Below are 16,208 nucleotides of genomic sequence, written 5' to 3'. Positions count from 1 at the left end.
TGGCTCCTTCGTTCTCAGCGGTTGGACCAGACCAGGTCGGAGATCTGTGCCCTCACTTGGTTGGACGCACCATCGGCGCATTCGGTTCCATCATTCTTGAAAGTATTTCCAGCACTACGGCGAGATCATGACGGTCCTCACGACCTGCTCACATACCGAGCTGATAGCCCCCCATCCCTCCGTCCCGTGCTGACACCCGATGTTTGCTTGGACACCGTGGTCTAGCAGGACATACCACCTGACGACGGACCCGTCACCAGGAAGTTCTTGGTAGCCGATCCCCCGGCGCCCAGCGAACACCACGTCACGCTCCGGTGTGGTGAACCGTCCGGGCTCGGCCCGGCCGATTCGTGACGTGATGTCCCTTAGCACTTCATCATATCCGGCGAGATCTGCAACAGTGTTGTACGTCACAGTAATTCGTGCAGCTGCTGCGGTCTTCGGGTTAAGGGTGGCGCGCTCGGGTGTCGAAACCGCAGCTAGCTGCCACTCCGAGGGGATTGCGAAGGTCACGCGGCCCAGCACGTGGTTGGATAACGGGGCTGCAGGGCGGCTGGACGACATCGAAGGTGAGGTAGTCGTCGGTCCCGCATTCGGCATCGCACTGGTTGTGGGCTCCGCACGAGCGGCTGTCGCCGCGTCCCCTTCAGCGCCTCTGGCCGTCAGGATGGCGACGGCGCCGAGCGAGACCAGAACAAGCACAAGCCCCATAGCCGCAACGGCTTTCGCTATGCCCGCCCGCGGGTTTGGGGCCGAGGCGGCGGCACGTTCGCGCAGTGTCCCCACCCAATCCTGGCGATTCGGTCGGCCCTGCGAGCCGTAGGCGTCGCCTGTGCGCGGTTGCGGGCGATGCAAGGCTGTGTAGGTCGACGACTGGACCAGCGGAGGCTGCACGGGCCAGATTCCGGCGACGAAGTCGCGTAGTTGTTCGTCCAGCTCGGCGCCGTGTTGACCGACCACGATCACAGCCGACGGACGGTGTCCTTCGACGACCACCTGGATCATCGAAGCCAGACGTTCGAAGTTGTCCTCCGAGAGTTCCTCCACACCCAAGGCCGGGTCGTGCTCGCAGGCGGTGAGACGCACCTGGCCGTGGGCCCGTGCCACGGCGCTGACCGTGAGGTGCAGCGGCTCGACCTCCACAACAACGATCAGCTCGGACGAGGCGAGTGCTTGGCGCAAGGATGCGATGCGGGTGGCCAGTGGCTCGAGCACGACCCTGCTCGAATACCTGGCGAGCGCGTTCCCGAAGAGCTCGCACCGCGCCCTCGACCATGAACCCGGGTGTGCCGCAGCGATTGTCGAGTCGGGGGCAAACGGCCTCAGCTCGGAGAACAACTCATCGACTACCGCGTTCACCGCATCTGCTGTCGACACGGGTGTCGGGCTGAATCCGATCCACGCAGAATCGGCCATCGTCAGCACTCCGACCGACGGCTGATCCGGTCCGACGGAAGCGCCGATGGTGATCCCTCCCTCGACGGACAACACCGAAGGGATCACATCGGTGTGTTGGGCAGCGGTGCGCGCCCAGAGACGGGCACCGCTGACTACCACGTCAATGACGCTCACAATGCTGGCGACCATGCCACTTGCACCAGGTCAGTCGCGTTCCTGGTTACCAGGGTGCCTCGACCGGGCGGCATAGCGCTCGGGCGGATGTTGCCGAAGAGCTGGCCTTCGTCGCGGCTACCGCTCATCACCAAGCCGATGCAGCCGACATCACGCATACGCGAGATGACCGGCTCGTACAGCGCGCGCGAAGCGCCACCCGAACGACGGGCGATGATCAGGTGGAAACCGATGTCCTTCGCGTGCGGAATGTATTCGACCAGCGGCGACAGCGGGTTGCCCGATGACGTGACGACCAGGTCGTAGTCATCGACAATCAAGTACAGCTCGGGCCCGGACCACCAGGAACGTGTGCGCAATTCCTGCTGGGTGATATTCGCACCGGGCATTCGCGACTTGAGGATGCCTACGACCTGCTGGACGAACGGGGCGAGAACCTCCGACGACGGGGCGTAGCCCGCCAGGTGGTTGCTCTCGATCGTGCCGAGCAGGGTACGGCGGTAGTCGCCCAGGATGATCTTGGCCTGTCCGGCCGTGTTCGATTCGACCAAGCCCTGGCAAATCCCGCGCAGCAACGCGGTCTTACCGCACTCACTGTCACCGAATACCAGGAAGTGTGGCGTCTCAGCGAGATTCAGCATCACCGGTGCGAGCTCGGACTCGTTGACCCCGATCGGCACCTGCATGTTCGGCCGCGACATGTCGAGGCCCGCCGGCCAATTATTCACGGCACGCAGCAGTGCCGCGCGATCGAGTTCATCGGGGAGCGTACGGGTGCCCGGGGCCGGTCGGCCGGGTGTGCGCTGCGCGATCATCTCGACCGCATGGGCGACACCGGTGCTCAGGTCTGTCGGGTCCGAACTGCCGTCGACTCGCGGCAGTGCCATCAACATGTGCAGCGCGTCCGGGGTAATACCACGGCCGGGCCTGCCCTGCGGGACGAGGGCCGCGAACTTGCGACCGATCTCGGAGTCCATCGGGTCACCGAGCCGGAGTTCGATGCGGGTGCCGATCTGGTCCTTGAGAGCGGGACGGGCTTCCATCCACCGGGACAGCGAGATCACCACATGCACACCATACGAAAGACCTTGCAGCGCGAGGTTGGTGATCTGCTGCTCTAGGGCGTCGTAATCCTGGCGGATCGTGCCGAAACCATCGATGACCAGAAAGGCGTCACCGTACGGGTCTGCGTGTGCGCCGGCCGCGGCTGGGCTGCTGTTCGGGTCGGCGGCCCGCAACCGCCGGAATTCCGCCATGGACTCGATGCCGAGCTGGTGAAAGCGCTTCTCTCGCTGCCGGACCAGCGTCGACATTTCTGCCACTGTGCGGCGGACCTTGTCGGGATCGAGACGGCTCGCCACCGAACCCACGTGCGGCAGGCCTTCGAGGCTGCCCAGGGTGCCACCACCGAAATCCAGGCAGTAGAACTGCACCTGTTCGGCCGTGTGCGCCAACGACATTGCCATCACGAGCGAACGCAACGCAGTCGACTTACCAGATTGCGGACCACCGACGATCGCCACGTGGCCACGCGCGCCGGACAGGTCGAGCATCAACGGGTCACGACGCTGGTCGTATGGCTTGTCGACGATGCCGATCGGTGCGCGCAATGTGGCGGCTGCGGAGTACTCCCCCGTGAGGATCGACCGCGGAATCAACTGATCCAACGTCGGCGCCTCGTCCAACGGCGGCAACCAGATCTCGTGCGCCGGCCGCCCATGGCCCTGGATGCGGGAGACGAGCATGTTCAGGTTCGACACCTGGTCGTTCTCGTCGCCCGTCGGTTCCGGCTCGTACTCCGCTTCGACCGGCAACGGGATGCGGTCGGAGGTGCGGAAGTCGACGTGGGTGGCGCTGAAGGGGCGGGCGTTGACGTCGATTTCGCCGCCGACGATGCCCGCGCTGGTGACCTCGCGCTGGGAGCCGCCGCCGACGTAGGGGCCGGAGACGTAGGAGGCCTGGAAGCGCTGGATCTCGCCGGAGTCGGCTTTGAGGTAGCCGCCGCCGGGTGAGTTGGGCAGGTTGTAGGCGTCGGGGACGCCGAGGACCTGGCGGGACTCGTTGGCGGAGAAGGTTTTCAGGCCGATGCGGTAGGACAGGTGGGACTCGAGGCCCTTGAGCTTGCCCTCTTCCAGGCGCTGGGAGGCGAGCAGCAGGTGCACGTGCAGCGAGCGGCCGAGGCGGCCGATCATCACGAACAGTTCGGCGAAATCGGGGTGCTGGGTGAGGAGTTCGGAGAACTCGTCGAGCACGACGAACAGCGCGGGTAGTGGATCGAGGTCGGCGCCTGCGGCGCGGGCCTTCTCGTATTCGGAGACGTTGGCGAAGTTGCCCGCCTGACGCAGGACTTCCTGGCGCCGGTTCATCTCACCGGCCAGGGCGTCCTTCATACGGTCGACGAGGTCGGCCTCGTCTTCGAGGTTGGTGATGACGGCGGCGACGTGCGGGACACCGTCGAGGCCGAGGAAGGTGGCACCACCCTTGAAGTCGACCAGGACGAGGTTGAGCTGGTCGGGTGAGTGGGTGGCGAGCAGGCTGAGCACGAGGGTTCGCAGGAACTCGGACTTGCCGGAACCGGTGGCACCGATGCAGAGGCCGTGCGGGCCCATGCCGTTCTCGGCGGCTTCCTTGATGTCGAGTTCCACGGGGGCACCGTCGGCGCCGAGACCGAAGGGCACGCGCAGGCGTTCGCGGCCGTAGCGGGGACGCCACGCGCTGGCGGGGTTGAAGTTGCCGATGTCGCCGAGGTTCATCAGCTGCGCCCAGCTGGTGATGGCCTCGGACTCGTCGGTCTCCACATCGCTGCTGCGCTGGGTGGCGGCGCGGTAGGGGGCCAGGCGACGGGCGGCCTGCTGGGCCTGCTCGGCGCTGACGCGGTCGATGGTGGCGAAGCGTTCCTGGTTGCCGGTGGCACCGCGGCCGAGGCATTCACCGTTCTCGACGACCATCTTGATGCCACGCGAAACAGCGAGGCGCGGTGCGTAATTGCACAGGTCGATGATGGTGACGCCCTCGAAACCGGACTCGCGCAGCTGGTCGTCCTCGGCTTCGAGCAGACCGCCGTCGACCACGATCACCACGTGCACCATGTTCGGGTTGTTCGGCTGGTTACGCGAGTAGCGCACCCGGTTGCCGAGCAGCGGGTGCAGGCCCGACATCGCTTCGCGGATGGAGCCGTAGAACATGCGCTGGGTGCCCACACCGTCGGTCACCTCGGGGTGCTGGGTGTGCGGCAGCCACTTGGTCCACTCCCATTCACGGGCGGTGTCGGGGCCGCACACCACCGCGACCAGCACCTGGTCGGGGGCCTGGAACATGCACAGCTGCAACAACATCGCGCGCGTCATGTCGCGGGCCTGGGCGCGGTCGCCGTCGAGGGCGATGGTGCCGAAACCCTTCACGGCGATGGCCGTCGGCAGGTCGGGGACGGTGGAATGCGCGCGGACGAAACGACGGAGGGAGACCGCGGCGATCGGCTCGAGCTCTTCGACGGGACCGGTCTCGGGGGCGACGAGGCGGGTCGCGAGGCGCTGACCACCCAGACCGATGCGGGCGTGACAGAAGTCCTTGTCGCCGGAGCGGCGTTCCCACATGCGGCTGGTGCCGGCGAGCATCCAGATGAGACCGGGCTCGGGGTGACTCCACTCGACGGCGGCGCGCTGCTGCTTGGCGGTCTCGTCGACGTCCTTGCGGACCTGATCGAGGTATCGCAAGTAGTCTTTACGGTCTTCGTTGGCCTCGGCGGCCTTGGCGCCCTTGCCGTTTCCCTGGCCGAACATGGTGACCATCGACATGATCATCATCAGCGGGAACATCATCGACATCGGGTTGGACAGCATGCCGCTGCCCTGGGTGAACATCAGCGCCATCATGCCGACCATGCCGACCACCATGACCACGGGCATCAGCTTCATCAGCAGACTTCCGGGCGTGATGCGCGGGATCTCGGGGGGCGGCTGGAGGGTGACTTCGCCACCGGGCGTGCGCGGCATCTCGCGCCGGGCACGGCGCTGGAACCGGACTGTGCTCATGGTCGAAGACTCCCCCTGCTTGACTACTCGCTGTCTGTCCTCGCGACGGGCTCAGTGTAGAGGTCGCGGCCGACATGTCGTATGGTTCGTCAGGCATTCTGCTGTCCGAACGGTGGGTTCCGCAAACTGTCGGCCGCTGACCGGTCGAGCGGAAACGCGAGGTAGAGACGGAGTTGGGGGAGTTTTGACGCACGCGCGACTCGATCATGTGGAAGAGGATTCCGCGCGCGGAATCGTTCGCGCACCCGACCTTGCCCGGGTGACGATTCTGGCCAAGCACACACAGGTCGACATGGCGATTCCGGTGGATGTCCCGGTCGCGCTCGTCATCCCGAGTGTGGTCGACATGGTCGCCGCGCACAGCCGCTCCAACGACTTCGACAACGACGGCGAACGCTACGAACCCGCCGAATGGGTCCTGGCCCGCATCGGCCACCCGCCTTTCTCGAACTCGCTGAGCCTCGGTGAACACGGCGTGCGCGACGGTGAGTTGCTGATGCTCGAGAGCGCCTCGCACACCGCGCCGACGCCACTGTTCGACGACATCATGTACAACGTCGCGATCGCCGACGCCGAGCACTACCGCAGCTGGACCCCCAAGACCGCGCGCATCACCGGTTCCGTGCTCGCCGCGCTCACGATGCTGGTCGGCTGCTTCGGCCTGCTCGCCGCCCCCGACGGTGTGCCGTTCTGGGTGAGCGGGTCGCTCGCCCTGTTCGTCGCGGTGCTGTGCGTGATCGCCGGGACCGTGCTCAGCCGCATGTACGGCGACACCTCCGCCGCGCTGGTCCTGGGCGGATGCGCCCTGCCGACCGCGTTCACCGGCGGCATGATGCTGGTGCCCGACCACTACGGCTGGGCGAATCTGTTGCTCGGCGCCGCGCTGCTCGGTGCGACGGCGGTGCTCGCGTGGCGGGTGACCGGGGTGGGGCTCGCGCTGTTCATCGGTGCCGCCGCGATTTCGGTGTTCGTCGTTCCCGCCGCGCTGGTCGGTCTGCTCACCGATCAGCCGGTGAAGGCCATCGGCGCCGTCGTCGCGGCACTGGCGCTCGCGGGTCTTTCACTCTCGCCGCGTGTTTCGATGCTGCTGGCCAAGCTGCCGCTGCCGCCGGTCCCGTCCCCCGGTACCCCGATCGACCCCACCGAGGACGACCCGGACGACCACCGCGCCCTGCCGACCCTCGACAACCTGCGCGCCCGCTCCGAACGGGCCCGCAACTACCTCGCCGGGCTGGTCAGCGCGACCACGCTGGTCACCGTCGTCGGCGCGCTGCTCGCGACCAACCCGTCCGCCGACGACCCGTACTGGCCCGGCATCGCGCTGGCGCTGGTGTGCGCGGTGGTACTGATGTTCCGCAGCCGCACCTACGCGGGCGCCGAGCAGGCCGTTGTACTGATCGCGGGTGGTTCGGCGATCGTGCTGCTGATGCTCATCGGGGTCGCGGTCGGGATGGAACAGCCGCTCGTCGTGTTCGGGGCCGCGCTGGTGATCCTGGTCGCCGCGCTGGTCATCGGCCTGATCGTGCCCAACCAGTCCGCCACCCCGCCGATGCGCCGGGCCGCCGAACTCATCGAGTACGGCTTCGTCGCCGCGGTGCTTCCGCTGGTGTTCTGGGTCGCCGACCTCTACTCGCTGGTGCGCGGTCTGTAGCTTTGCCACGGACGGGGCTGCCTCCCAACGGGTTTCGACCGGTGGGTAGGCGGCCCCTTTTTCGTCGGTCGAGCACTGCCCTCGGTGGCGGCCGGGGCGCGCTACTGTCCTGCTCAGACGTGTAGACCAGCGAGGCAGGTAGCGATGACGACGACGACCGAGCGCCCGCTCACCCGGCGGCAACGCTGGGAGCAGCGCACCAACCTGCCGTTGATGGTGCTCGCGATCGCGTTCCTGCTCATCTACGCCTGGCGGGTACTCGACACCCAGGCCTCCCCCACCCTCGACATCACCCTGATCTGGGCCGATGTCGCGATCTGGGCGGCGTTCGCGGTGGATTTCGCGGTGCGGCTGTATCTGTCGACCGACCGTGGCCGTTTCGTCCGCAAACACCCCCTCGACCTGCTCGTAGTCCTTGTCCCACCGTTCCGGCCGCTGCGACTGCTGCGCGTGGCACTGTTGCTGCTCGACAGCCTCAACCGCGCGACCAAACCGCGCACCCGGCTGATGACCTTCGTCGCGACGAGCTCGCTGCTCATCCTGCTGCTGTGCAGCCTGGCGTTCTTCGACGCCGAGTACGGCGCACCGGACAGCAAGATCAAGTCCTTCGCCGACGCGCTGTGGTGGTCGGCGGTCTCGGTGACCACCGTCGGCTACGGCGACGTCTACCCGGTGACGCCCGAGGGCCGCCTGGTATCGCTGGTCCTGATGACGCTCGGCATCGGCCTGATCTCCTTCGCCATCGGCACCATGACCAGCTGGGTGGTCGAGCAGCTCAAAACCGTCGACGAGGCCGCCGACCGCACCGAACGCACTCTCGCCGAACTGGTCGAGGAGGTGCGTTCGCTGCGTGCCGAGGTGGCCGCGCTGACCACCGAGCGGGAAACGCCTGGCGGCTAATTCACCGACGCGACAGGCTGTTTCGCGGGTGAGGGATCGGGCGACACACCGTCGTGCGCGACCATCGCGTCCTCGCGGCCGAGGCTCGGGCCGCCGGCGAGCAGCCCGATGATCGCCCAGGGCGCGGGTTCGGCGGTGACGTTCTCGAGGCCGAGCGCCTTCACCGCTTCGGCGTTCTTGATGCCGAAGCGCACACCGGTGTCGGCGATGTAGAACAGGCTGTCCTTGCGGCGGCTGTCGGGCTCGATGCCGGTGGACTGCACGTAGGCGCCGACGCCCGGTGGGATGTAGACGGAGTCGGCGTTCGGGCCGACACCGTCGGCCTGAGCCAGGTCGACGAGCTTGGCCTTGTTCGGGATCGGCATGTCGATTCCCGTGATCAGGGAAAGTTCGGCGCGTGCGGTGCTGTCGTCGTTGTCGGTGGCACCGGCGATCGGTTTCCAGGAGATGCAGCTGACCGGCTGGTCCTTGGCGGTGATCAGGGTCGGCCGCTCGGCGGGATAGTCCTGGACCCGTAGCGTCTGCACGTGCGGGGCGAAGGTCTTGTCCGTCGCCTGAATCGTGGTGCCCGGCATGACCGTCGGGTAGAAGTTGCGGATGATCTGGGCGGTCAACGCCGAGACCGCCTGCAGTCCCTCGTGGAGCACGACATAGTTCTGATTGGGCTCGTTGAAGACCTGGACGACGTCACCGATCCGGTGGCCGCCGACTTTGTAGGGCGGGGTGCCGCCCGGGTTGTCGATGACCGGGGTGATGATCGGCAGCATCTCGGGAATCGCGTTGAGCAGTCCCTCGCTGATCGGGCGCGGCGTTTCACCACTGATGCCGAGCGCCTGGGTGACCGGCGGGTCGTCCATCTTCACGCGGGCCCGCTTGCCGTCGTAGATCAGGTAGGTGGCGTCCTTGCCCTTGACGAGCATCGCCTTACCGGTGTCGACCTTGGACGCCTTATCGCCGAGTTCGGGTGCGCCCGCGAGGACGGAGGTGGTGAGGTCGGTGCTGCCGTCGGCCTTGAGCCGGTCGCACACCGACCAGGGCCTGCCCTTGCCGTCCTTGTCGTACTGGATCGACGAGGGGGCGCCGGGGATACCCACCAGCTGACCGCGCGGCTTCTTGCCGAGTTCGGACTCCTTGACGATCACCGCTTTGGCCGCCTCCCCCGCGGCCAGACGGGCGGAGGCCAGGTTGAGCGCGGGGTGGACGACATTGTCGATCACCACGTAGACGCCGCCGGATTCCTTACCGATCAGGATCTTGTTGTCGCCGATCTTGTCCTGCGGTTTGAGCAGGGCGAGCACGCCGCAACCGGCAAGAACGACGATGCCGAGCACCAATCCGACCACGTAGGCACGGGTTTGGGCGCGCATCGGATCGTGCAGCATGCGCACGTCGCGCCGTACAAGGGCGTGCTCCATCCGCCGCACCAGGAAGCGGTAACCGCTGACCTGCCAGCGCGTAGTGGGTTTTGAAGGCATGGTTCCTCCCCCGAACAGTGCTCTTGTCCGGGCAACACAGTACAGTTCCCGGCAGCACTTGTTCGCATTCGGCCATCGGTCGATCGGTAATCGGGTACTTGGGGGAGGAACGAATGGCCGACTTCACCGGTGCGGGTCCGCGTCCGCTGTTCGGTCGGATTTCGCTGCCGCATCTGCTCATCGCGCAGGTCCTCGGTCTCATCGCGGGGCTCGTCGCGCTGGTGGTCGGCCTCGGCGCGTTCCCGTCGCTCGGGGTGGCGGTTGCGGTGATGCTCGTTCCGCTGATCCCGATCGGCAAGCGCACGATCCTCGACTGGCTCTCCACCATCCGCGGTTACGCGAGCAAGCGGGATTACACCCTGGGCGACACCGTGGATTTCCGCGGCGCCGACGGCCGTTCGCTCGGACTGTACTGGGACGGCAGCCGGGTGGTCACCGTGGTCGAGGTCCTGCCGCCCAAGGGCGGACTCACCCGAATCGCGCGCACCGCCGTGCACGCCTCCCACCTGCTACCCCTGCCCGAGCTCGCCGCGTGCCTCACCCAGCACGACATCCTGCTCAGCGGCATCGACATCATCAGCCACGGCCACCGCAGCCGCTCCGGCACACCCGCGGGCGCGATCTACGAGTCGCTGCTCGGCCCGCTGCCCGCCACCGCGCATCGCACGGTGTGGCTGGCGATCAGCTTCGACGCGGTGCGGTGCCCCGAGGCCGCGGCACGGCGCGGCGGCGGTACCGAAGGTGCCTCCCGCGCGGTCACCATCGCCACCCAGCGCATCATGCGCACGCTGGAAGACGCCGACTGCAACGCCCGCATCCTCACCGCTCCCGAAATCCGGAAAGCGGTGCAGCAGATCACCGTCGGGCTCGATCCGCGCACGCTCAGCCAGCGCTGGAAGTACGCCGAGATCGGCAACGCGGTCAATATCGGCAGCGCCGTCGACCCCGCGCAGCTCGGTTCCGACCTGCTCGCCCAGCTGTGGGTGGCGCCGTCGCGCGGCACGACCGTCGCCGTGCGGTTGCGCCCGGGTAGTGACGCCGAATCGGTGAGCGTGGGCGCGGCCTGGCGGCTGACCGCGCGCGAGCTGCCCGAGAAGGCCAAGACCAAGGGCATGATCTCGATGAACGGGCGCCACCGCGACGCGTTGCTCGCGCACCTGCCGATCGCGGTGCCCGGCGTCGACGACACGGTGCCGACCACCGAGTACCCGATCGACGTGATCGGCGCGCTGCACCTGCCCTCGGCCGGGTGCGGGCAGCTGCTCGGTTCCGACGAGGAGGGCAACGGTGTGGCGACGCGCATCATCGGCGCCGGTATCTCCACCGTCTACGTGGCCGGTGAGCTGTACCTGGCTCAGCAGCTGGTATTCCGTGCGCTCGCCGTCGGTGAGCGGGTACTGATCCGCACCGATCGCGCCCAGGCCTGGGAGCAGCTGGTGACTACCGTCGGCAACCCCGAGCGGTTGACGATCGCGGTCGAAACGCACCAGTCCGACGCGGGATTCACCGCGACCATCGTCGACGGTGTGCTCGCGCCTGCCCCGCACGCCGGTGTCACCACGATCTACCTCACCGCCGATCCCAACGGCTGGCCCGCTTCCCGTCCCGACCTGGAGATTTATCAGCCGGGTGCGGTCGGTAACCGGGTGGTGCTGCGTACGGGCACGACAAGGGTGAACCTCACGCTGGTCTCCATCCCACGCGAGTCGACCTACATCGGTCAGCCGCGCGGCCAGCGGGCGATGGCGTCTCAGCCGGGATAGGTCGGCCGCGCTTCCCGCAGTACCGTTCCCCACCAGGCCAATTGGCGAAGCATCCGCTCGCGGGCATCGACCGCCGCGCCGTCGGTGGGGTCGAAGTGCCGTTTGGCCTGGGCGAAACTCACCGATTCGCGCACCGAGACCATGTGCAGTTCGGCGACGACCTGCCGCAACTGCTCGACCGCGCGCAAGCCACCCGACAGCCCGCCGTAGGACACGAAACCGATGGGCTTGGCCCGCCATTCGTGTTTGGCGCTGTCGAGCGCGGCCTTGAGCGAGGCCGGATAGCCGTGGTTGTACTCGGAGGTGACGACCACGAAGGCGTCGGCGGCGCCGAGCCGTTCCCGGAATGCCGCGACCTGGGGAGTGTCGGTGAGCTCGGTCGGCATCGGATGATCGATCAGATCCAGCACCCCCACCTCGAATTCCGGCCGGTCGGCCAGCGCCCCGAGGAACCAGTCGGCCACCACGGGCGCGAACCGGCCGGGCCGGGTGCTGGCGACGATGACCTCCAACCGCAGTGGTTCATCCATACCCTGAGCCTATCGATGCTGCCCCGGCGCCGATGCGAGCGGGCGGATCAGGCACGATGGTCACCGTTCGTTCATGTTCCGGCGACGTGTGACGAAGGGGGACGCTCATGATTCTCGACCGCTGGCAGTTGGTGGAAACCCTGGGGGAAGCGCATACCTGGTCGATGCTCACTTCGGGCACGACACCGCGCGAGTGGACGTCCTACGAACGGGCGATCTCGGCGCAGTTGCGGCCCTTGGTCGTGGCCGCCCACGACTCGGGCGAACCGATCGACAAGGTGCTGCCGAAATCGCGGAAACCGTGGTCGGAGCACCGGTTTCGCGCGGTCCCCGTGGTGTGGCCGGGCTCGGCGCCGCATGCGGTGAAAGTGTGGGTGGGCAGGCAGGCGCCCACCGAGGAACTGGGTGTCTCGCCGTTCCGGATCGATGCGCGCACCCGCCGGGTGAGCAGCAGGCCCGGCGGCCTCGGCGCCCACTTCGGTGCCGAACCGAGGGAATATCGTGGCGCCGAGCCGTACCAGCTGGTGGAGCGCTTCGACGGCGCGCTCGATCTCGTCGCCGCGCTGAATCGTTCCGAGCCGGGCAGTCGCTGGTCGGGAATCGCCACCATACGTTCCGGGATCGGGCCTCGGTCGATGCTGATCGCCACCCGCAACGAGACCGACGACCGGTTCCAGTGGCGTGGCGTGTCGATCGACGTCACCGACAGCATTGCGCCACAACCGAAATCACTCGAGGCGACCACCCTCGAATTGTTGCGCGACACTCAGCCCGGGCTGTATCTGGCCATCATCGACACCGTACAGGCGCGTCCGGTGCGATGGGTGACCGAGCCGCTGCCCGGAGTGCGCTGGCACCGGGTCGACGACCGCGACATCCCGCACCCCGAGGACCGGGTCAGGATCCTCGAGGTGCGCGAGCAGATCCTGGCGGGGGCGACGAACGCGACACTGCCGGGACTGCGGTTGGCCACCGAGTGGGGTGGGTGGCTGGTGGCCGACGTCGAGGTGTCACCCCTGCCCGGCGCGCCGGGCGACGGCACACCGTTGTTCGTCCTGGCTCAGGTGCGACTCGCCCCGGGGCAGTCCGAAGGCTGAGCCAGTTCGGCTCAGGGCAGCTCGAAGGGCAGCGACACCCCGGCGTGCACCTGGCAACGCTCACAGGTGTCGGTACCGTCGACGGCCGCCACGGCGCTGCGCATGAGCTCCTTGAACGGGCCTAGGTTCTTCTTGAACTCGGCGAACACGTCCACCGCGTGCACACCCTGCCCCTCCTCCAGGCCCGCGTCCAGGTCGGTGACCAGAGCGACTGCGGCGTAGCACATTTCGAGCTCCCGAGCCAGGACGGCTTCGGGGTGGCCGGTCATATTGACCAGATCCCAGCCCTGCCCGGCGAACCAGCGGCTCTCGGCCCTCGTCGAGAAGCGCGGGCCCTGCACCACGACCATCGTGCCCGACGGTTCGACACGCAGCCGACCGGCACCGGCCGCCTTCACCGCGGCGCCGCGCAGGTCGTCGCAGTAGGGGTCGGCGAAGGAGACGTGGATACCGCCGCCGTCGAAGTAGGTCTGCGGGCGGCCCGAGGTGCGGTCGACGAGCTGATCCGGTACCGCGACGGTCCCCGGCCCCCAATCGGCACGCAGGCTGCCGACCGCGCACGGCGCCAACACCCGGCGCACGCCGAGCGAGCGCAGCGCCCACATATTGGCCTGGTAGGGCAGGGTGTGCGGGGCGTATTCGTGCTGCTTGCCGTGGCGCGGGAGGAAGGCGACAGGGCGGCCTTCCACCTCGCCGATCGCGACCGGGGCGCTCGGCGTGCCATACGGTGTGTCGACGTCGACGTGCACCGCGTCGTTGTCGAAGAAGTCATAGAAACCGCTGCCGCCGATGACGGCGAGGGCGGGCCGGGGATGCGAACTCATACCGCTGATTCTCCCGTCCGGGCTGGTCGCGCGAAGCACCGGGACCATATCTGACAAGTTCGGCGCAAAACTGTACCCTAGGGGGGTATTAGCTCGCATCCGGCGGGCACGACGCACGAGGAGACCACGGTGACCACACCCACCCCCGACACCGCGCCCGCCGACGAGCACGCCGGCCACCACGGCCACGGCTACATCACCGCCAAGGACGACTATCTCAAGCGCCTGCGCCGCATCGAGGGCCAGGCCCGCGGCCTGCAGCGCATGGTCGAGGAGGAGAAGTACTGCATCGACATCCTCACCCAGGTCTCGGCCATGACCAAGGCCCTGCAGGCGGTCGCGATGGGGCTGCTCGAAGACCACATCAGCCACTGCGTCGTCGACGCCGCCGTCGCGGGCGGACCCGAGGCCGAGGCGAAGATCAAGGAAGCCACCGACGCCATCGCGCGGCTCGTCCGATCCTGAAAGACCGCGTCTGCCTGCACCGACTGTTGTGAAGTGACGATTCACAGAATTGGCGTAATCCGCTGTGCAACAATGCATTTTCGGTATTCAGGGGCGCCGTGAACCTGTTCGTCGTGGCGCCCACGTGAGAGCAGGATCGATGATGACGGCGCAAAGCAACACGGCAGACACCCCTCTTTCGGAACTTCTCCGCCACGGTGAGCGAGATTTTCAGGAACGGTTGCAGCAACTGCTGATCGACCCCGACTACGCCATCACCGTGCATCAGGGTCAAGCGCAGCGGCGCGAGAACGCCTACGCCCAGCTGCGCGATTTGGTCAAGGAACTCGGCAAGGCCAGCGATGTCGCGACCAACCTCCCCCAGCTGTTCGCGCTGTTCGACTGGTCCGCGGTGCTGGCGACCGACCTCATCCCGTTGATCTCGGGCCACTTCAACCTGGCGTCGGGCTCGCTGTCCACGCTCACCGACTCCGACTCGGCGGCGCCGTACCTGCACGACCTCGACGACGCCACCGCGATCGGCGTCATGCTGCTCACCGAATACGGTTGCGGCTCCAACATCGGCTTCATGCAGACCACGGCGACCTGGGAAGACGGCGGGTTCGTCATCAACACCCCGAACCCGAGGGCACGCAAGTTCATGCCGAGCGTCGGTATCCCGGTCTCGCGCGTGTGCGTCGTCGGTGCCCGCTTCATCGACGCGGCGGGTGTCGATCAGGGCGTGCACCTGTTCACCGCGCGTCTGCGGGTGGCCGACGGCACGGCCGCACCCGGTGTCACGATCACCCAGCTCGACCGACAGCCGCTGGTCATCATGGACAACTCGGTCATCAGCTTCGACAATCTGCGCGTCGACCGCAGCGCCTGGCTGGGTGGAAACCTGGCGACCATCGATGACAACGGCGTCCTGACCTGGAACGACGAGGACAGCCAGCGCCGCTCGTTCGCTTCCGCGATCAGCCAGCTGACGGTCGGCCGCCTGGCCCTCGCGTCGTGTCTGAACGCCACCGCGCGGGCCTCGCTCTACATCGCACTGCGCTACGCCGCCAAGCGCGCGGTGCCGTTGACGCCGACCGCCACGACGGTCATGGCCGACATCCCGCACGTGCGCAACACCCTGCTCACCGACCTGGCAGGCACGGTCGCGCGCACCATCTTCGGCAACGCGGTCAAGACCTCCCTCGCCAACAGCGACCTCACCGATCGCGACACCGTCGTCTCGGTGATGCTGGCCAAGCACTTCATCCAGCTGCACGCCCTGGACACGGTGACCCACTGCCGCATCAAGATGGGTGCGCAGGGCATGTTCAGTGCCAACCGGGTCGCCGACTACATCGGCGTCTGCCACGCGGCCATCACCGGCGAAGGCGACTGCCATGTGCTCGGCTCTGTGGCCGGACGCGTCCTGGCCAGGCACCTCGCGGGCAAGGTACCGCCGCAGACCGGTCTGCACGATCCCGCCGTCACCACCGACCGCCTGGGCCTGTTCACCGCGCGCACCCTCACGATCGTGCAGGAAGCCCAGCGGCATCTGGAATCGGGAGACCTCGCGGATCGGCTCGCCGTCATTCCGGAAGCGCTCGAACTCGCCGAGGCCTACAGCGCGGAGGAAGCGTTGCAGCTGCTCCACCGGTACGAGCACCTGCCCGAAATCGCCGCCGTGCGTAACGTTTTCGCGCTGCACTACCTCGATCAGAATGCGGCGTGGTACCTCACCCGCGGTTACCTGGACGTCGCCGCTGTCGAAGGCATCAAGCAGCAGCTCCGGGAAGCCATCGACACTCTCGCCGACAACGTTCCGGCCCTGCTCGATTCCTTCGGCTTCGACGACGAGATCCTCGGCGCGCCGGTGCTGTTCGACGATCTACCCGGCGCGTGGGAGAGCCGCATCAACAGCTGA

11 protein-coding genes are annotated in these 16,208 nt (G+C 67.3%); 6 read left to right on the top strand and 5 right to left on the bottom strand.

All coding sequences use genetic code 11. The features are described from left to right. Window positions 1–114: 114 nt before the first annotated feature. A complete protein-coding gene (locus AB0I35_RS09520) occupies window positions 115–1,587 on the bottom strand; it encodes a type VII secretion-associated protein (protein WP_357395333.1) in 1,473 nt (490 codons plus the stop codon). Beyond that, entirely contained in the window at window positions 1,569–5,603 is a 4,035-nt protein-coding gene (gene eccCa / locus AB0I35_RS09515) for a type VII secretion protein EccCa (protein ID WP_357395332.1), read from the bottom strand. The genes AB0I35_RS09520 and eccCa overlap by 19 nt, the downstream gene beginning before the upstream one ends. A 184-nt stretch (window positions 5,604–5,787) precedes the next feature. Between eccCa and eccD the strand changes: the two genes are divergently transcribed. Next, the gene (gene eccD / locus AB0I35_RS09510; RefSeq protein WP_357395331.1) at window positions 5,788–7,254 is read left to right on the top strand and encodes a type VII secretion integral membrane protein EccD; all 1,467 of its coding nucleotides are present in this window, start codon (window positions 5,788–5,790) and stop codon (window positions 7,252–7,254) included. A gap of 144 nt (window positions 7,255–7,398) precedes the next feature. After that, entirely contained in the window at window positions 7,399–8,154 is a 756-nt protein-coding gene (locus tag AB0I35_RS09505; RefSeq protein ID WP_357395330.1) for a potassium channel family protein, read from the top strand. Here AB0I35_RS09505 and eccB read toward each other — a convergent pair. Then, window positions 8,151–9,629 carry a type VII secretion protein EccB gene (gene eccB, locus AB0I35_RS09500; RefSeq protein WP_067641215.1) on the bottom strand — a complete coding sequence of 493 codons (1,479 nt, stop codon included), beginning with the start codon at window positions 9,627–9,629 and terminating at the stop codon, window positions 8,151–8,153. The genes AB0I35_RS09505 and eccB overlap by 4 nt on opposite strands. Window positions 9,630–9,742: 113 nt before the next feature. Here eccB and eccE point away from each other — a divergent pair, with 113 nt between their 5' ends. Further along, a complete protein-coding gene (gene eccE, locus AB0I35_RS09495; protein ID WP_357395329.1) occupies window positions 9,743–11,392 on the top strand; it encodes a type VII secretion protein EccE in 1,650 nt (549 codons plus the stop codon). Here eccE and AB0I35_RS09490 read toward each other — a convergent pair. Continuing rightward, window positions 11,380–11,922, bottom strand: coding sequence for an NAD(P)H-dependent oxidoreductase (locus tag AB0I35_RS09490; protein ID WP_357395328.1), 543 nt, complete (start codon window positions 11,920–11,922; stop codon window positions 11,380–11,382). The two genes, eccE and AB0I35_RS09490, sit on opposite strands and share 13 nt — an antisense overlap. 107 nt (window positions 11,923–12,029) lie before the next feature. Here AB0I35_RS09490 and AB0I35_RS09485 point away from each other — a divergent pair, with 107 nt between their 5' ends. Next, on the top strand, window positions 12,030–13,019 hold the full coding sequence (locus tag AB0I35_RS09485; protein WP_357395327.1) for a GAF domain-containing protein: 990 nt from the start codon (window positions 12,030–12,032) through the stop codon (window positions 13,017–13,019). An 11-nt stretch (window positions 13,020–13,030) separates the two neighbouring features. Here AB0I35_RS09485 and AB0I35_RS09480 read toward each other — a convergent pair whose 3' ends face one another. After that, window positions 13,031–13,843 carry an S-methyl-5'-thioadenosine phosphorylase gene (locus AB0I35_RS09480; RefSeq protein ID WP_357395326.1) on the bottom strand — a complete coding sequence of 271 codons (813 nt, stop codon included), beginning with the start codon at window positions 13,841–13,843 and terminating at the stop codon, window positions 13,031–13,033. 129 nt (window positions 13,844–13,972) lie between these two features. Here AB0I35_RS09480 and AB0I35_RS09475 point away from each other — a divergent pair, with 129 nt between their 5' ends. Together AB0I35_RS09475 and AB0I35_RS09470 are read left to right on the top strand one after the other, a co-directional pair. Then, on the top strand, window positions 13,973–14,308 hold the full coding sequence (locus tag AB0I35_RS09475; protein ID WP_067641208.1) for a metal-sensitive transcriptional regulator: 336 nt from the start codon (window positions 13,973–13,975) through the stop codon (window positions 14,306–14,308). 220 nt (window positions 14,309–14,528) lie between these two features. After that, a complete protein-coding gene (locus tag AB0I35_RS09470; RefSeq protein WP_357395325.1) occupies window positions 14,529–16,208 on the top strand; it encodes an acyl-CoA dehydrogenase in 1,680 nt (559 codons plus the stop codon).

This window comes from Nocardia sp. NPDC050378 (assembly GCF_040655675.1).
In the GTDB taxonomy this organism is placed as follows: Bacteria; Actinomycetota; Actinomycetes; order Mycobacteriales; family Mycobacteriaceae; genus Nocardia; species Nocardia coubleae.
The sequence above is the reverse complement of the archived record's forward strand: the minus strand, read 5'-3'. Positions and strand labels throughout refer to the sequence as shown.